Below are 16702 nucleotides of genomic sequence, written 5' to 3' on the forward strand. Positions count from 1 at the left end.
GTAGAAGTGCGACGCCCGCCCGTCAACGAACCCCCGGGCGTGTTGCCCTGCCAAAACCGTCCGACCAGCACTTTCCGCACCGACGTGCCGCCGCCCACACGCCGCCGAGCAGTCGGCGCGCACGTGCTTGCGGCCGGGCTCTAGCCCTTCAGGGCGGGGATGAAGGTGGCGCTGTCGGTGACGATGGCGTGGCCCTGGAATTCGAAATCCTCGTAGGCGCGGGTCATTGCGGCCTGGTCGCGGCCGCCGACGGCGTCACTGACGACGATCGGGACGAAGCCGAGGTCGGTGGAGTGGGTGACGGTGGGTGCGATACCGATTTCGAGGGCGACGCCGACGATGGCGTAGGCGTGGATGCCGAGATCGCGCAGGGTGGCCGCGAGGGGAGTGCCTTCGAAGGCGGACATGGTGGTCTTGTCGAAGACGACTTCGTCGGGGCGGGGCTGGAGTTCGGGGACCAGCTCGAAGGCCGGAGTGTCGCGCTGCAGAATGGGTTTCAGGTCGTCGACGGAGTCGGCGCCCTGCCAGGTCATCGCCATGCGCAGGGCGAAGCGGCCACTGAGGCGGTGCGGGAGGAAGAAGTGCCGCAGGAAGATGATGGGGTAGCCGCCGGCGCGGGCGGCTTCGACGACGCGGACGACGCGTTCGATGATGTCCGGGCCGTCGGGGAGCTGGGAGAGGACGCCGACCTGCATGTCGTAGACGACCAAGGCGAGCTTTTCCGGGGCGCACAGGTCGGCGTGTCCCTCGGGGATGTCAAGGCCGTTGCCGAACCGCATCGTCGGTAGCTCCTCACTTGATTCCACCGCGCTGCCGCGTCGAATCCGTTGCACGCGGCGCACTTTCGATCACTGTAGCCCGGTCGTGAGACCGATGGATCCCGCAGCCGGTTCGCCTGCCGCGAATCAGCCGTTGTCGCAGGTCATGCCGGGAGCTACGGTCGAGTGACCTCGAGGTGCAGGTCGTCCGTGTCCCCGACGGCCGGCCTCGATCGATGCTGGAGCCGAGGATGGGCACGTCACCTCGCCGACGCGCGCTGAAGCACGCGGTGTTCACACCCGCGGCGCTGATTCAGGCGGCGACACTTCGTTTACGTTCAGCCGTGCGGGCGAGGTTGGCGCGTACCCTCGAACCAGTGAACGGCAACCGTATAGCTACTTGTCGACTATTCGGGAAAAAGACTGTTCGTGAATTATCTGAAACACCCTCTACCAGCAAGGTTCTCCGTCGAAGTCTGTGGTCGAGGGCCTCGGCAATGCTTGCCGCAGTGCTGGTTTCGAGTGCATCGCTAATGCTGGGTGGAGCACCGGCGCATGCGGATGCGCTGCTGCATCCCGACGCCGACCCGTTCTACGCGGCGACGGCCGGTCTGGGTTCCGTCCAGAACGGCGCGGTCCTGAAATCCCGGCAGATCGCGCTGTTCGGCCTGCCACTGCCCGTCGAGACGTGGCAATTGCTGTATCGCACCAGCGATTCGGCGGGCCGGCCGACGGCGAACATGACCACGGTGCTGATACCGAATACGCCGTGGCTGGGCCCGGGGTCGCGTCCGCTGCTGTCGTACCAGATCGCCGAGGACAGTCTGGGCACCCGGTGCGCGCCGTCCTACGCGCTGCGCGGTGGCTGGCCGGTCGGGCTGAACACCCTGCTCGACGCGCCGTTCATGGCCGACGCGCTGCGTCGCGGCTGGGCGGTGGTGACGAGCGATTACGAGGGTCCGGAGTCGCGTTTCTTCGACGGCGTGACCTCGGGGCGCGGCGTGCTCGACGGCATCCGCGCGGCCCGCAACTTCGCGCCGGATGGGGTCGATGCGGCGAGTCCACTTGGGGCGTACGGCTATTCGGGCGGCGCGTTCGCGACGCTGTGGGCTGCTCAGTTGCAGCCGACTTATGCGCCGGAAGTGCGGTTCGCCGGCGTCACCGCCGGTGGTGTCCCCGCGGATCTGCCCGCCATCGCGCGCGGCGTCGAAGGTGGCGTGCAGGCGGGGCTGGCGCTGCTCATCGTGCACACCACGGTCCGCAATACGCCGGAAGCCGGTGTGGCGGAGCTACTCAACGATCGCGGCCGCGCCATGCTGATCGAGGACGCCGACGCCTGTGGTGAGGAGCTGGTCTTCAAATACAACGGCGCCCGCGTGGCCGATTTCGCGTCGGTCCCGGATCTGCTGTCGCATCCGGCATTTCTGGCTGCTACCGCCCGGCAAGAGCTCGGCCGCACCGCTCCTTCCGCGCCGATGTACCTGTACCACAGCACAACCGACGGCGTGATTCCCGTCGCGGGCTTCACCGCGCTGACCGATCGCTACTGCGCGCAGGGCGCCGACATCACAGTGATCCACTCCGCGCTGCCCGGGCACAACCCGGCCGCCATCGGCGAGGCCTTCGGCGCGATGAACTATCTCGGGGATCGCTTTGCGGGAGTCCCGGTTTCGGCGGGCTGCCACGCCCGCTGAAATAGACACGGCGCGTACCGGGTAACCGGTACGCGCCGCATCCGAGGGGTGGGGCAGTTGGTCTACTTGTTCTCGGCCCACTTGGAGGTGCCGTCCGGCGCGTTGAGCGTCTGGATGAGCTCGATGCCGGCGACGATCAGGGTGGGCCCGCCCGCGAGGATGGTGCCGACCAGTCCGCCGATGGCCGCACCGGTCACGATGGTGGCGATGCCGAAGGCGCCACCGAGGAACCCGATCAGGCCGATGCCCGCGCCGATCACGGTGCCGATGAAACCACCGATGGTGGAGGCGACCGCGAACTGCGAGCTGAACTGGTCCATCGCGCGCCGATTCTCCATCGGGGAGGCGATCGGAGTGACCGGGGTGGCCTTGGTGAAGTCCTTGACCGCGGTCAGCTCGAGCGTCTTGCCCCCATCCTGAATCGCGTGCGGCAGCGGGAATTCCAGGCCGTCGTGCCGGAACGACAGCGGCAGTGTGACCACCGCGTTGCCGTTGGCGTCGTTGATATCCACCGAGTTGCCGGCGATCTCGAACGAGCCCCCGGTAAGGGTGGTGATGACCTTCTCGCCGACCAGTTTCGTTTCATACCCGATCGGGGGTGCGGTCGCCGGCTCCGCGGAGGCGGTGCCGGAGCCAACGGCGACCGCGAGTACGAGGGGTACCGCGGCCGCGGTGATCTTACGGAGGAACATTTCCCGGTTTCCAATCTTCATCAGATTCTTGCAAGCCCTACCAACGCCCTGCGAGCCGAAAATCTTTCCCCCCGAAGCCATGCAGGTCGGATCTGATCCAGGCAACAGTGGCGCCGAAGGTCAATTTACCGTGCCATAGCCCGAATGAACCCCGGAATCGGGGGCATACCAGCAGGTTTGGAGTACTTGCGAATCAAATTGGCAAAACGAGGATTTCACATCTGATATTTCGGCATTGCCAATTCAGATCACCCAGTCGAGCGCGACCGAACCCAGGCACACCGCGACGACTACGGCGAGTGCGACGGCATCGCGGCGGGTGGGGGAGCTCGGGTGCGCGGTGAGTTGCCCGGTGCCGCCCCGCGCGGTGATGGCCTCGCCGAGTTCGCTGGCCCGGCGGGTGGCAACGGCCATGGCAGCGGTGAGGATATCGATCAGGGCGGCATCGGCGGCCCGTTCGAGCAGGCGGTCCTTGGGGCGAAGTTTGCGTGCCGCGCGCAGGATTCGGATCTCCTCCAGGAGCAGCGGAAGGCTACGCAGCATTAGCGCGACGACGACGGCCCATTCGTCCACGGGCAGCCGGAGTTTACGGAGCGGAGCGCCCAATTTCGCGAGGGCGGGCGCGATTTCACCCATCGGTGTGGTCCACGCGATCAGGAACGACGCGGTGACCAGGACCAAGCCGAAGACCAGAATCCGGCAGTAGTTGAGTACCGACTGACTTCCCACCGGCGCGTTCAACAATGCGCCGATGGCGATCAGGACCCAGAACACCAATGGCAGCCGCGGCAGCGTATTCAGCGGCAGCCGGGCCACCACGCCGATCACCAGCAGGAAGACGATGACGGCCCCGAGCACCAGCCAGGTCGGCCAGAACATCAGCACCAGGCTGAGCAGAAAGGCCGCGATCATCTTCGTACCCGCCCACAGGCTGTGTATCGGGCTGGCAACCGGCACCTGACGGAACAACACCATGGTCATGCCTGGCCTCCCTGCTCGAGCCGCCACACCGCGTCGGAGCCGCGTGGCCGGGGTGAATCGGAGTGCCGCGCGGCACTGTGCACCGGATCGGCCTCCAGGATGCGTCCCGCCTCCAGATGCACCGTACGGTCGCAGACGGCCGCCATATCCGCGACGTCGTGCGAGATCACGATCTGCGTCAAGCCGGAATCCCGGAGCCGCGCAAGAAGTTCCACGATATCGGCGCGGCCTTCGGGATCGAGTCCGGCCAACGGCTCGTCGAGGACGACAACCTCCGGCCGGCAGGTCACGATCGCCGCGAGCACGACCCGTTTGGCCTGGCCGCCGCTGAGTCGCTCGATGGAGTGCGTGGTCATGTACCGATCCAGGCTCACCGCATCCAGGGCCCGGCCGACCGCGCCGGTGCCTTTGGCGCGCCCGCCCCAGTCCGCGATCTCCTCGCCGACGGTCTGCTTCTGCAATTGCAGCCGGGAATGCTGGAACGCCAGCTGAACTCGCCTGATCTGCCGGCTCACCGGCTTGCCCTCGAGTTCGCAAGTGCCCGAGGTGGGCTCGATGAGGCCGGCCAGGATCCAGGCCAGCGTGGATTTTCCGGATCCGTTGCCGCCCACCACGAGTAGCGTTTCGCCGCGCCGGACCGAGAGGTCGACGCCGTGCAAAGCCGCTGTCTCCCAGGGCGTTCGGCGGTTGTAGCTGTAGTGCACGTCGCGCAGTTCCAGCAGCGGCGGGCCCATCGGCCGGCGCCTGGTGTCCCACACCGGACGGGGCCAGTCGGGCAGCCGCTCGACCGCGCGTCCCTCGGCCAGGTGCACCACCCGGTCGGCCGCGGCGGCATCGGCTTCGTGGTGGGTCACCAGCAGCACCGCCATCGGATGCCGCCTGGGCAAACCGGCGAGCAGCGCGACCAATTCCTGGCGGCCGTCGGGGTCGATCATCGAGGTCGCCTCGTCGGCGATGAGCAGCGCGGGCCGGCGAGCCAGCGCGGCCGCCACCGCGAGCCGTTGCTGCTGCCCACCCGACAGCGCGGCGGTTTCCTTACCGCCCATGCCCGCCAGCCCCACTTCGGCGAGCAAGGCCTCGACATCCACCTGCCCGGACAGTTCTTCCGGCAAGCCCCACACCACGTCATCGGCGACGAGCACGCCCAGCGTCTGGCTCTCCGGCCGCTGCAGGACCAGCGCGGTGCCGCCCAGATGCCCGAGCCCCGCGGAGCCGGGCCGGTCGACGACGCCGGAAGTGGGCGGCAGCCCGGCCAGCAGCCGGGTCAACGTCGACTTGCCGGACCCGTTGTGCCCCACCACCGCGACGAACTCGCCGACCTCAACCGACAGATCGATGTCGCGCAGCGCGTCCGTGTCGGCCCCCGGATACCGGAATCCGGCCCGGCGCAACGTCACCGGCAACGGTGCGATCGGCCGCTCGTCGACCGGTGCGTCGAGGCGATCCGTGCTGGGCAGCCACGCCAGCCGATCCAGCACCGAACCGAGAATGAACCAGGACACCAGCGCGCTCACCGCCACACCGAAGGCGACGCCACCGCCGACGTAGAGCCACCACCAGCGCAAAATCGCGTCGGTGAGATCGGCCACGGCCTGGCCGGCCGGTGCCAGCTCCGAGAAGCGCCCGATGATCTTCTGGGTGCCCTGCGCGGTGTCGCGAATGGAGTTGAAGACCAGCATCCGGGTCTGCGCGAAAACCAGGAGCAGGACGACGGACTGCAACCCCCACGCCAGCCCCGCCAGCAGCGCCAGGCCGAAGACGGAGAAGAAGCCGCCGTTACGGCGCTTCACGCCGCCGATGATGCCGCCGATGGTGGCGGTCATGAGGATGCCGAGGGCGGGCATCAGGCCCGCGGCGACAAAGGTGACCAGGGTGGCCGCGACGGCGGTGCCGGTGACCGCCCGCAAGCGGTGCCGGTGCGCGAGCATGCCCATTGGGACGGCGGCCACCAGTTGCAGGGCGGCTGCGAATGGAACTACCGAGCCGACGGTGACCAGGCCGACAGTGACCCCGCCCAGCACCGCCCCGGTCGCCAGCTCGATCGGCCGCAGCGGGCCGTGTTCTGGGGAACCGGGCGGAGGCACGGTCGTCAGTTCATGCACGAGTCCAAGTCTGCCGTAATCACCAGGACGACACCTCGCTGCCGCTCGGCGTTCGTCCTGCCGATTTGGTTCGGATGGGCACCGGGGGCGCTTCGCTTCCCCGGTGCCGCACTGCTTCGGGCTTGCCTCGCTGCGCTCGGCGTTCGCCCTGAGGTGATGCATTGACCGTGGGAGGCGGGTGAGTGAAGGCGTGGATCGGTCGCTCGACGTCGCCAGCGCGCCTTCGCCATTCGCGTTGCGGACCTCGGTTGGTCAGGTGGGTGGATGAGGCTGTGGGTTGAGTCAGAGGGTGGGGTGGGTTGGAGCGTGGGGATTCGGGGGCGGCGTCAATGTGTAGTCGGCGGGGTCTAGTTTGCGGATCTTGCGGCGGTAGCTGGTTTGGGAGCCGGGCCAGTTGTTGGTTATGCGGCCGGAGGGGTTGCGGTACCAGCTGGTGCAGAAGTTCCAGGGGGTGCGGGATAGGCGTTTTTGCAGGGTTGTGTTGTATTGGTCTTCTCGGTCGGGGCGGACGTCGAGGGTGTGGTGGGGGTGGTCGGCTAGGAGTTCGATGGCTTGGCGGATGTAGCGGGATTGGGATTCCATCATGTAGATGATCGAGCCGACGCCGAGGTTGGTGTTCGGGCCGTAGATCATGAACATGTTTGGGAAGTTGGGGACGGTGATGCCGTAGTAGGCGTGGGCGCCGTCGGACCAGGTGTCGGCTAGTTTGTGGCCGTTGCGGCCGAAGATCTGCATGGGCCAGAGGAATTCGGTGCCCTTGAAGCCGGTGCCGTAGATGATGATGTCGGCTTCGTGCACGGTGCCGTCGGCGGTGCGTACGCCGGCGGGGGTGATTTCGGTGATGGTCGCGGTTTCGACGTGGACGTTGGGCTGGGTCAGGGCCGGGTAGTAGTCGTTGGAGAACAGGCCGCGTTTGCATCCGATCGGGTAGTCGGGGGTGAGTTTGGCGCGCAGTTCGGGGTCCTCTACCTGTTTGTTCAGGTGGCGGGTGGCGAGTGCTGCCACCAAGCGCGCGATCGCCGGAAACTCCACCAGGCCCAGGGAAACGAACTCGGCGATGGCCCACCAGCCGAAGCGTTCGGCGAGCAGGGCGCCGGGCAGGCGGGCAAAGAGTTTGTGCTGGATGGGGGAGTAGTCGGTGTCGAATTTGGGGATCACCCAGGCGGGGGTGCGCTGGAACAGCGTGAGCTGCTCGACCTTCGGCTGGATCTCCGGAATGTATTGGATGGCGCTGGCTCCGGTGCCGATGCAGGCCACACGCCTGCCGGTCAGTTCGACGTTGTCGTCCCATTCGGCGGAGTGAAATGCCTGGCCCGCGAAGGTATCCAGGCCCGGGATGGCGGGCAGCGCGGGGCGGGACAGCTGGCCGACCGCGGGGATGAGGATGTCGCAGGTCCGGGCGGCGCCGTCGGTGGTGTGCACGGTCCAGCGGGCGGTGGCCTCGTCGAATTCGGCGTGGGTGACTTCCGCACCGAACACGATGGCGTCGAGCAGACGGTGGCGCTCGGTGACTCCGCGCAGGTAGTCGTGGATGGCGGCCCGGCCTGAATAGCGCTGCGGCCAATCCGGTTTCGGCTCGAAGGAATAGGAGTAGAGCGGTGAGGGCACGTCGCAGGCCGCGCCGGGGTAGGTGTTCTCCCGCCACACCCCGCCGATGTCGGCGGCTCGCTCCAGGATGGCGATATCGCCGAAGCCGTTGCGCCGCAATTCGATCGCCATGCCGATGCCGCCGAACCCGGCGCCGATGATGAGGATCGAGGGATCCGTGTCCTTGGTCATGTGCCGCTGCCTGCTGTTCGATGCTGCCTACCGGTCTGTGATCCACCCCACAGACTCCATCCTCCACTCTAGGGGCGGGCGTCAGGCCGATCGACAAATTCGGCCATAATGGGTCACATGCAGCGTCTTCTTGATCCGGGGATACGCGACTGGAACTTCCCGCGCGGTATCGCCAGCGTGGCGCTGATGGTCGGCTACGCGGGCGAACACGGGGTGCCGGTCGCGCGCATGCTGGCCGGGACCGGGCTGAGCGAGCCGACGCTGCACAATCCCGACGCCCAGATCGACGCGCACATCGAGCTCGCGGTCATCCGCAACCTGGTCCGCGAACTCGCCGAGGTGCCCGCCCTCGGCGTGGAGGTCGGCCGCCGGTACCGCATCACCACCTTCGGGATCTTCGGTTTCGCCTGCGTCAGCAGTCCGACGCTGGGCGAGGCGATCGCGTTCGCGCTGCGCTACCTGGATCTGAGCTTCACCTTCTGCCTGCCGGTCGCGGAATGGAACGCGGGTGAGTTCGTGGCGTGGGTGCACGACGAAGGGGTGCCCGCCGACGTGCGGCAGTTCCTCGTCGAGCGCGATGTGACCGCGATGAACCAGGTGATGAGTGACCTGATGGGCGCTCCGCTGCGCCTGGTCCGGGCCGAATTCCGTTTCCCCGCACCGGCTTACGCAGACCGAATCCAGGACGTCACGGGCGTCCAGCCGCGGTTCGGGCAGCCCTACAATCTGTTCGCGCTCGACCCCGCGGTGCTGGAACAGCCACTGCCGCAAGCCAATGAGCACACCTGGGCGATGTGCCTGGCGCAGTGCCGCGAGCTGGTCGATCGCCGCCGGGCCCGCACCGGCATCGCGGCCCAGGTGCGCGAACTGCTGGTGCCCGGCGGCGCCGACGGGTTCTGCGCACCGCCCGGAATCGACACTGTCGCAGGCCATCTCAATATGAGCACGCGCACGCTGCGCCGCCATCTCGACGCCGCGGGGACCAGCTACCGGGCACTGCTGGACGAGGTCCGGCGCGCGCTGGCGGAGGAAATGCTCACCGCCACACCGCTGTCGGTCAGCGATGTGGCGATTCGCCTGGGTTACGCCGAATCGTCCACGTTCATCTACGCGTTCAAGCGCTGGACCGGAAGCACTCCCGCCGTCTACCGCAGGGAACGCGCGCCGGCCCGGTGAGGCTCACACGTGCAGGGTGGGTTCCGGGCTCGGTTCGGTGGGCAGCACGCCGATCCGGCCGCCCATCGGGACGGTGCGGAAATGGGTTGTGATCCGATTGTTTTCGATGATGTGCAGCGCGACCGACGGGTCCGGGGCGTAATCCATGACGTGGTCCGGGAGTTCGAGTTCCCACTCCCCACCCAAAACAGACGCGGTGCTCGGCGCGATCAGCAGTGGCTTGCCCGCGAAAGTCGTTGTCGCCGCGGAGTGCGCGTGGCCGGTGAGGACGCCGAGGATCCGGTCGTCGTCCATGACGAGCTTGGCGAAGCGGTCCGGATCCTCCAGCGCGATCGCATCGACGACCGGGCTGAACAGCGGCGCGGGCGGATGGTGCAGCGCCAGCAGGATCGGCTTGCCGGCGGGCGCGCCCTGCAGGACCTCGGCCAGCCAGTCGTAGGTCTCCGGGGCGATCCGTCCGTTCGGCTCACCGGGGATTGTTGAATCCAGCAGGGCCACAGTCACACTCGTCGCCGACGTGCCGTCCCCGATCCAGGCGACCTGGTTGATCGGCTCGCCGGTGCCGGGTTCGCCGAGCAGGCCGGTGCGGAAGGCGGCGCGGTCGTCGTGATTGCCGGGCAGGAAGTGCACCGGAATCTCGGTGCGCAGGGTCGCCGCGGCCTGCGAGTATTGCGCCGCGCGGCCGGAATCGGTGACGTCGCCGGTGACCAGAACGGCATTGGGCCGGTGCCGCAGGCCGGCCAGGAATGCCATCACCCGCTCGGCGCGTTCGGCGTTGCGGGCGCCGAGATCGAAGTGTGTATCGCTGACCTGAGCCACCAGGATCATCGGCATCCGCTTTCTCTGGGGATCGCTACATTGCGTTCAGAGTGCGCCCGCGAGGCGCCTCTTCAGGCTAAGTGACCTGGGCATTATCCGTCGTCGTGAGGCTCGCCACGCGCGGCTTCGATGTAGATGAGCAGTGATCACAATCACACCAGGGACCGCGCGAGATCCTGCGCCGCGTGTAGCACGGCAGCCGGATCGAGTTCGACCGGGGTCCAGAAATCCGGGCCGGGTGTGGCCTCCAGCGCGAGTTCGGGCGGGGTGCGCCAGGGCGCGGCAAGACCGAGCCGCCAGGAATGCAGATGCGCCCGGGGATGGGTCCCGGACTTGTCGAACAGCGGGTCGCCCACGATGGGATGACCGATCCACGCCAGGTGCACGCGGATTTGATGACGCCGCCCGGAGACCGGACGCAGCAGCAGCACCGCGTGCTCCTCGGTGCGCGCCACCGTCGCGAAATGCGTGAGCGATGGATAGTTCTTGGTGGCGAGCAGGTCCGCGTCGTCGACATACCAACGGCCGGAACCCGATTCGCGGATCGCCTCGCGCGGTGCGGCGATCCGCACCCGGTTCTTGCGCCCGACGCTGAGCGGCAGATCGAGGACACCGCGGTCGGGCAGATCCGCGCCCTCGACGATGGCCAGGTACGCCTTGTCCGCGGTCTGTTTGTTGAACTGGCGGGTCAGCTGTCCGTGCGCGCCGAGTTCGCGTGCCAGCAGGATCAGCCCGGAGGTCACCTTGTCGATTCGGTGTACGGGGTAGAGCGTTTCGCCCGCCGCCGCGGCCAGCTCGACGAGATCGGTGTCGTGCCGCTCTCCGGTGACCGAGATCCCAGCGGGCTTGTTCAACGCGAGGATCGCCGCGTCTTCGCTGACGAGATACCGTTCGCGCAGCTCTGCCCAGTTCATCTCCACCCGGTGAGCCTAATCGGCAGGCGGAAATGCCTCGCTGTGCGCCGTAGCGGACCTATCCTGGGCCCTGCCCGCTTTTCCGAATTCCGAGACAGTGTCTCGGCCGCGAGTAGGAGACAGCATGAGCAGTAGCGATACCGAAGCGGGGAGGAAGCAGGCCGGTAACGGCGTGGGGGAGAAGGACGCGCCTAAGAAGGATGTGGGGCAGCGCCCGTCCAGTAGCTCGAACGCCCGTCCGAAACCGAGCATGATGCCGCGTAAGAAGCCTGACTGATCAGCCGTTCTTGCTGCGCAGCACGTGTGGCCGCAGGCGGTTGAAACCGCGGACCCGCACGCTGCGCAAGTTCCGGATGTCGAACTCGGGCTCACCGGCCAGCGCCGCGGCGGCGCCGTCATCGATCAGGATGGTGCCGGGCCGCGCGACGCCGGTGAGCCGCGAGGCCGTGTTCACCACCGAGCCGTACAGATCGCCGAATCGCTGCAGGACCGGGCCGTAGGCCAGCGCAACCCGCAGGTCGGGAGTGCCGCCGACCATCATGGTGGACTCCTGGATGGACAGCGCGATGCGCGCGGCGGCGGCGGGCGTCTCCGCCGCGAACATGACCTCGTCACCCACGTTCTTGATGACCCAGCCGCCGTTGTCGGTGATCGCGGCGGTGGTCGTGGATTCGAAGGCCTCCAGCAGCATGGACAGCTCGTCAGGGTGCAGATGGCGGGTGAGCCGGGTGTAGCCGACCATGTCCGCGAAGCCGACGGCCAGTTCCCGGGTGGAATCCTCGGCCGGGGTGCCGCCATCGATGGAGCGGGCCAGCGCGGCGGCCAGGTGCCGGCGCCAGGCGTAAGTCTGCAAATCCTCCAGTACCGCGATGGTGGCCTCGGTGGCGGCGCGGGCGGTCTCGGCGAGGTCGGTGTCCTCGCCGTTGTTCGCGGCCTGGGTGATCCGGTTGACGATCTCCGACAGCACCAGATCGGACTGCCACTCCGCGAGCCGCGCCATGCTCTGACCCAGGGTGCGCGCCGCGGCCGCTTGCTGGCGCACATCGGCGGCCGCGACCACGCTCATGCCGCGGAAGCTGCGAACCGCCTCGACATCGGCATCGGTGTACTCCACCGCGCCGTCATCGGGGTTGGCCGGGAAGCCGAGCGCCGTCCACAGCCGCTTGGACGCCTCGGTCGGCACGCCCGAGCGCTCGGCTACTTCGCGCCGGTTGTACCGGCGTGTTCCGTCCAGCAGATAGGACTCCACCACCTGCTGGACGAGCTCCGACATCTGCTTGTCCTCCATTCTCGTCACCCTACTTCTATGGCGACTCCGTCAGTTCAGCTGCAACCACTTGCCGACCGAGGGAATGCCCTCGGTATTGACGACGAATACGAGGTACCACCCGGGCGGGGCCAGCGCCGGGTTGGACGGCATGGTCAGTGTGAGCGAATTCGGTGTGGTGCTGGTGAATTCGATGTCGACGAGGCGCAGTTCGTTGTCGCTGGAGTGTGTGGTTGCGCCTGGGCGGACGAGGTTGACCTCGCGGATCGTCCCGCTGATCGTGGCGGTGACGGGGCTGCCGTAGGTGGCGGAGTCGGTGCCGAGGGTGAGATCTGGTCGGCTGCCCTGGAAAAGGTATGGGGGCCAGAAGATTTCGATCCGCAGTTCCTCGGTCTTGCGGGCTGGGTTGGAGCCTGCGGTGACCACCTTGCCGTCGGGGGTGAGCAGGGCGATCGAGTGGTAGAGGCGCGGGATGCGGGACGGGCCGGTGTGCATCCAGGTGCCGTGGGCCGGGTCGTAGATCTCGGCGTGCGGTGGCGCGGCGTGGGCCATTTCCTCCATGCCGGAGCCGCCGGTGGCCAGCACCGTGCGGTCGGGGAGCAGGACCGCGCACAGGTGCATGCGTGCGTGATCCATTGGTGGGCCCGGAACATACTGCGGGAACTGACCTTTGAGATCGGCGATCCGGGTGTCGGCCAAAGCCGGTGCGGGGCTGTGCATATCGAAGCCGCCGCCGCCGAGGATCATGACCTTCTGGTCTTGTGCCGGTGGCAACAGGACGCTGGTGGCCTGGTTGCGGGAGCCTGGTTCGGCCAATCCCGGTACTTCCTGGATGGTTCCGGTGGCGGGATCCCAAATGCTGGGGCGCATGCCGTTGTTCCCGCCGTATTGGCCGCCGGTGTAGAAGATGCGGCCGTCGGCGAGTAGGACCAGGTGGCCGTACATGGGGATCGGGCCGGGCACCGGGAGTTGGGTCCAGGTGTGGGTCGCGCGGTCGAACAGTTCCGGGACCACGGACAGGAAGTTGTCGTGACCGAGGCCTGACACCGCGACCGCGTTGCCGTTGGGCAGGGTGACCAGCGATGGATACCAGCGCCCAAAAGCCATGTCCGGCACGGCATTCCAGGTCAGTGCGGCTGGATCGAAGAGAAGCGCGTCCTTGAGGCCATAGAACGGGTCGTAGCGTTCGGTGCCGCCGGCGGCGAGCAGTTGACCGTCAGGCAGGAACGTCTGGCCCACGCAGAACAGGTCGATGGGGGTATCCGGTGCGGTGAACCCGGGCCGCGGGTAATGCCAGACGCGCGTGCGGAATTGATGGGCGTTGTGCTGATCCGGGTCGTTGCCGGAGCCGGCGAAGAACAGCACATCGCCGGTGTGTAGCAGGGCGGCGTGTACCGGGTTGATCTCGGTGCCGAAATCGAGGATGCGCCAAATGCCCATGTGCGCAGCATGTTCCAGGTCGGTCTGTATCTCGAGGACCTGGAGGTAACCGGCGTTGGGGCCCGGCGGGTTGTCGATGGTGCAGATCACCAGCTCGGGGATCCCGCCGGTGGGCCGTAAAGCTACTGCCGCGCCTTGGTTTTCGTGGAAGCCCCAGGGGAGTTTGGTCCAGGTGCTCCAGCCGTCGAGGCAGTGTCCGGTGCCGTCCAGACCCCAGCCGATGGTGTAGACGCCCGAGTTCACGCCGCCCGGATTGTCGACCCCGAACACCAGCAGTGCGGGGCGACCGTCCCCTAGCGGATTGTCGGCCACTGTGATTCCGGCGCCCTGGTTCTCGAACCCGTACCAGTCCGGGACCGCCACCCACGGCGTCCACTTCCGCACCGCGCCGTCCGCGGTCAGGCCTTTGGCCAGGCGGAACTGACCGGTGTTCTGGCCGGGGGGATTGTCGACGGTGAACACCACCAGCGTCGGCTGACCGTCGATTCTGGTCAGCGCGATATCGGCGCCCTGGTTCTCCCAGCCGTACCAGTCGGGCACGGGCTGCCAGGGTGTCCAGCCGCCGGTGACCGTGCCATCGGGAGCCAGGTCGCGACCTATTCGGAAGTAGCCCTGGTTCTGATCGGGGGGGTTGTCGACCACGAAGACGACCAGGTCCAGCTGACCGTTGCCGCTGAGATCGGCGAGCGCGAGACCGGCGCCCTGGTTCTGCCAGCCGAACCACTCCGGGATGTCGAGCCACGGGCCCCACCGCGCGACCGTGCCATCGGTCGCCAGCGAAGTGCCGACGCGGTACAGCCCGGCGTTCTGGCCTTCCGGGTCGTCGACCATGAGAACCACGACATCCGGTGTGCCATCGCCGGTTACGTCGGCGATCGCGATGCCACAGTCCTGATTCTCGGACGCGAACCAATCGGGAATGGGAACGAATTCTCCTGCCACCGTTCCATACTCGGCTGTCGACGGTGATCTCGCCAGGTTCGCAGGTAGTTGTCCGCCGATGTCCGCTTTTGCACAACGCGAAGTGTGCTGTCGGCGGCATCGGGAAGGTGCATCCTCTATACCTGCTCGAGCTGGGAAGCCTCCAGAAAGGTCGATGAAATAGCTTGTGGCACAACAAATTTCAATCCATATCATTATAGGTGTCTCGGCGTCGGCCCGCTGATCGCCGGTTCACCGCTGGTCTTAACCGCGGTTAAGGCCCGAAACCAACGATCGCCCCTCCCTTGGCGGGGAGGGGCGATCGAAGGTTCGGTTCAGGAAACCAGCTGGCGGAGTTCGGCGATCAACGCGTGCACGCCCGGCCGGTCGAGATGCGCGAGGAGCGCCGGGGCCAGGGTGTCGGTACCGACATCCCACTTCTTCAAGGACCGGGTCAACTGGTCGACACCGATGGGTGCGGGCTGCTTCCGCTCCGCCTTTTCGCCCTCGGGCTTGGCCAGCGACGCCTGCCAGCGCGCGACTTGCTCGGCCACGGGCACCTGAGCGAGGTTGCGCGCCACCCGAATCGCGAGCTCGCCCGCCCGCAGCTTCTGCTGCAACTGCGGCGCCAGCTTCAGCAGCGCTCGCCGCTGCGACACCCAGGCCTCGGTCTTGCCGAGCGCCACCGCCGCGGCCGCCGCGGTTCCGCAGTCGGCGACGAGCGCCTCGACCGCCCGCGCCTCCTCGATCACGTCGAGGTTCTCCCGCTCCACGTTCTCCCGGATGGCCGCGGTGCGCAGGGCGGCCCGGCTCGCGGCGACCTCGTCCTTGACGACGAGCTCGAGCTTTTCGCACCCATATTTCTGCGCGGCCGCCAAGCGCCGGCAGCCGTTGATGACCACCAGTTTCGCCGCGCCGAGCTCCGGCTCGTCCTCCGGCCACAGCCGCAGATACGCGTCGCGGGACACCACCAGCGCGGGCTGCAACTGGAGTTCGGCGATCGACTCCAGATCCTCCAGATTCAGGTCGCCCTCGCGCGGGTTGCGGGGATTGGCGACCAGATCCGCCAGCGGCGCCGAGGTCAGCGGCGCCGGACTCAGCAGGGCGTCCGTCCAGCCCGGCGGGTTGGCTGGTTTGTCACTCGGTGCGTGCGCCGAATTCTTTCCGTCCACCGGCGAATTCGCTCCGGTGGAATGCACCAGCGACGCGAGATCGGTGCGCTTGCCGCGGGCCATCAGCGACCCCCCGTCTTCAGTTCCAGCGCCAGCCGCGCGAAGTCCTGACGGCATTCCAGTGAGACGCGGTTCTTCGGATATTGGGTGACCACGACGCCGTCGGCGGATGCCCGAGTATGCACTTTGTAATGGCGCACAACAGTATTGGCGAGCGGCCATTCATTGGCCTTGGCGAAGGCTTTCGTCTGTTCCAGGTCCACATCGCCGTCGCGCGGATCCCAGTTGTTGATGACGACCAGGTAATCCAGCCCGCGTGGCTTGATCAGCGTTTCGATGGTGCGGGCCGTCGGATCGAAACTCAGCGGCTCCGGTTCGAGTGGAACCAGTACGTGGGTCGCCGAATCCAGGGCGGCGTGCAGGGCGTCGGCGTAGGCCAGTCCGTGCAGCGGGTCCTCGGCGGTGCCTTCGTGCCCCATCCAGCCGGGGGTGTCGACGAAAACCTGTTTGATGCCGTCCAATTCCCGTAGTCGGCGCAGGCCGTCCACGTCGTCGTGGGTCTGCACGATATGGAAGGGCAGCACTTTCATGCGCTCGGCCCACCAAGCCGCCGAGCCCTGCGGGTCGATGCTGACCACGGCGACGGGGGAGGGTTCGTCCGGATCGCTCGCCAGCACCTCGGCGGTGGTCGCGGCCAGGTTCATCGACAGTGTCGACTTACCCACCCCGCCTTTCTGATTCAAGATCAGCTCGACTTCGGCATTCGGCATATGCGCGGTCACCTCCGTTTGCTTCACCCACCTGAGGTGGGCTACTTCGGATTTCGAGGGAATGCCGCCGTATATATATGCGGCACTTTCGAACTTAAACCGGGACGAATCGCCCGAGGGTGTGACGCGGCGGAAATGCAGACAGTTATTGCTTTGTTATCGAAACGCGCGTGTGTTGCATTAGGTGCATGAATTACATCGGTGTCATATGGGTAAT

Annotated in this window: 14 protein-coding genes; 3 read left to right on the forward strand and 11 right to left on the reverse strand. The window is 67.1% G+C overall.

Features of this window, described 5'->3' with window-relative positions; genetic code table 11:
- Nucleotides 1-140: 140 nt before the first annotated feature.
- Entirely contained in the window at nt 141-779 is a 639-nt protein-coding gene (locus IBX22_RS21170; RefSeq protein ID WP_194817241.1) for a cysteine hydrolase family protein, read from the reverse strand.
- A gap of 512 nt (nt 780-1291) precedes the next feature.
- On the opposite strand from IBX22_RS21170, the gene IBX22_RS21175 reads away from it, so the two are divergent.
- Nucleotides 1292-2452: a lipase family protein gene (locus IBX22_RS21175; RefSeq protein WP_194817242.1), complete on the forward strand. Its 1161-nt coding sequence runs from the start codon at nt 1292-1294 to the stop codon at nt 2450-2452.
- Nucleotides 2453-2514: 62 nt separating this feature from the next.
- Here the strand turns inward: IBX22_RS21175 and IBX22_RS21180 are convergent, their stop codons facing one another.
- From IBX22_RS21180 to IBX22_RS21195, 4 genes are all read right to left on the reverse strand, one after another.
- A complete protein-coding gene (locus tag IBX22_RS21180; protein ID WP_194817243.1) occupies nt 2515-3144 on the reverse strand; it encodes an ammonium transporter in 630 nt (209 codons plus the stop codon).
- Between the two features lie 243 nt (nt 3145-3387).
- A complete protein-coding gene (locus IBX22_RS21185; RefSeq protein WP_194817244.1) occupies nt 3388-4125 on the reverse strand; it encodes an energy-coupling factor transporter transmembrane protein EcfT in 738 nt (245 codons plus the stop codon).
- Entirely contained in the window at nt 4122-6227 is a 2106-nt protein-coding gene (locus tag IBX22_RS21190; protein WP_309234715.1) for an ATP-binding cassette domain-containing protein, read from the reverse strand. The genes IBX22_RS21185 and IBX22_RS21190 overlap by 4 nt, the downstream gene beginning before the upstream one ends.
- A 282-nt stretch (nt 6228-6509) precedes the next feature.
- Complete coding sequence (locus tag IBX22_RS21195) at nt 6510-8006, reverse strand: NAD(P)/FAD-dependent oxidoreductase (RefSeq protein WP_194817246.1); 1497 nt, start codon at nt 8004-8006, stop codon at nt 6510-6512.
- Nucleotides 8007-8123: 117 nt separating this feature from the next.
- Between IBX22_RS21195 and IBX22_RS21200 the strand changes: the two genes are divergently transcribed.
- Entirely contained in the window at nt 8124-9182 is a 1059-nt protein-coding gene (locus IBX22_RS21200; protein ID WP_194817247.1) for an AraC family transcriptional regulator, read from the forward strand.
- A gap of 3 nt (nt 9183-9185) precedes the next feature.
- Here the strand turns inward: IBX22_RS21200 and IBX22_RS21205 are convergent, their stop codons facing one another.
- Complete coding sequence (locus tag IBX22_RS21205; protein WP_228538911.1) at nt 9186-10016, reverse strand: metallophosphoesterase; 831 nt, start codon at nt 10014-10016, stop codon at nt 9186-9188.
- Between the two features lie 137 nt (nt 10017-10153).
- Complete coding sequence (locus IBX22_RS21210) at nt 10154-10915, reverse strand: RluA family pseudouridine synthase (protein ID WP_194817842.1); 762 nt, start codon at nt 10913-10915, stop codon at nt 10154-10156.
- Between the two features lie 124 nt (nt 10916-11039).
- On the opposite strand from IBX22_RS21210, the gene IBX22_RS21215 reads away from it, so the two are divergent.
- Entirely contained in the window at nt 11040-11192 is a 153-nt protein-coding gene (locus IBX22_RS21215) for a hypothetical protein (protein WP_194817248.1), read from the forward strand.
- Here the strand turns inward: IBX22_RS21215 and IBX22_RS21220 are convergent, their stop codons facing one another.
- The 4 genes from IBX22_RS21220 to IBX22_RS21235 all read right to left on the reverse strand — a co-directional run bounded on the left by IBX22_RS21220 (nt 11193) and on the right by IBX22_RS21235 (nt 16485).
- Complete coding sequence (locus IBX22_RS21220) at nt 11193-12203, reverse strand: adenylate/guanylate cyclase domain-containing protein (RefSeq protein ID WP_194817249.1); 1011 nt, start codon at nt 12201-12203, stop codon at nt 11193-11195.
- 30 nt (nt 12204-12233) lie between these two features.
- A complete protein-coding gene (locus IBX22_RS38310; RefSeq protein ID WP_194817250.1) occupies nt 12234-14564 on the reverse strand; it encodes a galactose oxidase-like domain-containing protein in 2331 nt (776 codons plus the stop codon).
- A 314-nt stretch (nt 14565-14878) separates the two neighbouring features.
- Nucleotides 14879-15778 carry a ParB N-terminal domain-containing protein gene (locus IBX22_RS21230; protein ID WP_194817251.1) on the reverse strand — a complete coding sequence of 300 codons (900 nt, stop codon included), beginning with the start codon at nt 15776-15778 and terminating at the stop codon, nt 14879-14881.
- Nucleotides 15778-16485 carry a ParA family protein gene (locus tag IBX22_RS21235; RefSeq protein WP_194817252.1) on the reverse strand — a complete coding sequence of 236 codons (708 nt, stop codon included), beginning with the start codon at nt 16483-16485 and terminating at the stop codon, nt 15778-15780. Before IBX22_RS21235 ends, IBX22_RS21230 begins: the two co-directional genes overlap by 1 nt.
- Between the last annotated feature and the right edge of the window lie 217 nt (nt 16486-16702).

Source organism: Nocardia sp. XZ_19_385 (assembly GCF_015355755.1).
Classification (GTDB): Bacteria; Actinomycetota; Actinomycetes; order Mycobacteriales; family Mycobacteriaceae; genus Nocardia.

Coding starts and splice junctions, on each gene's coding strand:
- IBX22_RS21185 (WP_194817244.1), bottom strand. CDS start 4,125: ATGACCATGGTGTTGTTCCGTCAGGTGCCGGTTGCCAGCCCGATACAC.
- IBX22_RS21175 (WP_194817242.1), top strand. CDS start 1,292: ATGCTGGGTGGAGCACCGGCGCATGCGGATGCGCTGCTGCATCCCGAC.
- IBX22_RS21170 (WP_194817241.1), bottom strand. CDS start 779: ATGCGGTTCGGCAACGGCCTTGACATCCCCGAGGGACACGCCGACCTG.
- IBX22_RS21205 (WP_228538911.1), bottom strand. CDS start 10,016: ATGCCGATGATCCTGGTGGCTCAGGTCAGCGATACACACTTCGATCTC.
- IBX22_RS21200 (WP_194817247.1), top strand. CDS start 8,124: ATGCAGCGTCTTCTTGATCCGGGGATACGCGACTGGAACTTCCCGCGC.
- IBX22_RS21210 (WP_194817842.1), bottom strand. CDS start 10,915: ATGAACTGGGCAGAGCTGCGCGAACGGTATCTCGTCAGCGAAGACGCG.
- IBX22_RS21230 (WP_194817251.1), bottom strand. CDS start 15,778: ATGGCCCGCGGCAAGCGCACCGATCTCGCGTCGCTGGTGCATTCCACC.
- IBX22_RS21180 (WP_194817243.1), bottom strand. CDS start 3,144: ATGTTCCTCCGTAAGATCACCGCGGCCGCGGTACCCCTCGTACTCGCG.
- IBX22_RS21235 (WP_194817252.1), bottom strand. CDS start 16,485: ATGCCGAATGCCGAAGTCGAGCTGATCTTGAATCAGAAAGGCGGGGTG.
- IBX22_RS21195 (WP_194817246.1), bottom strand. CDS start 8,006: ATGACCAAGGACACGGATCCCTCGATCCTCATCATCGGCGCCGGGTTC.
- IBX22_RS21215 (WP_194817248.1), top strand. CDS start 11,040: ATGAGCAGTAGCGATACCGAAGCGGGGAGGAAGCAGGCCGGTAACGGC.
- IBX22_RS21220 (WP_194817249.1), bottom strand. CDS start 12,203: ATGGAGGACAAGCAGATGTCGGAGCTCGTCCAGCAGGTGGTGGAGTCC.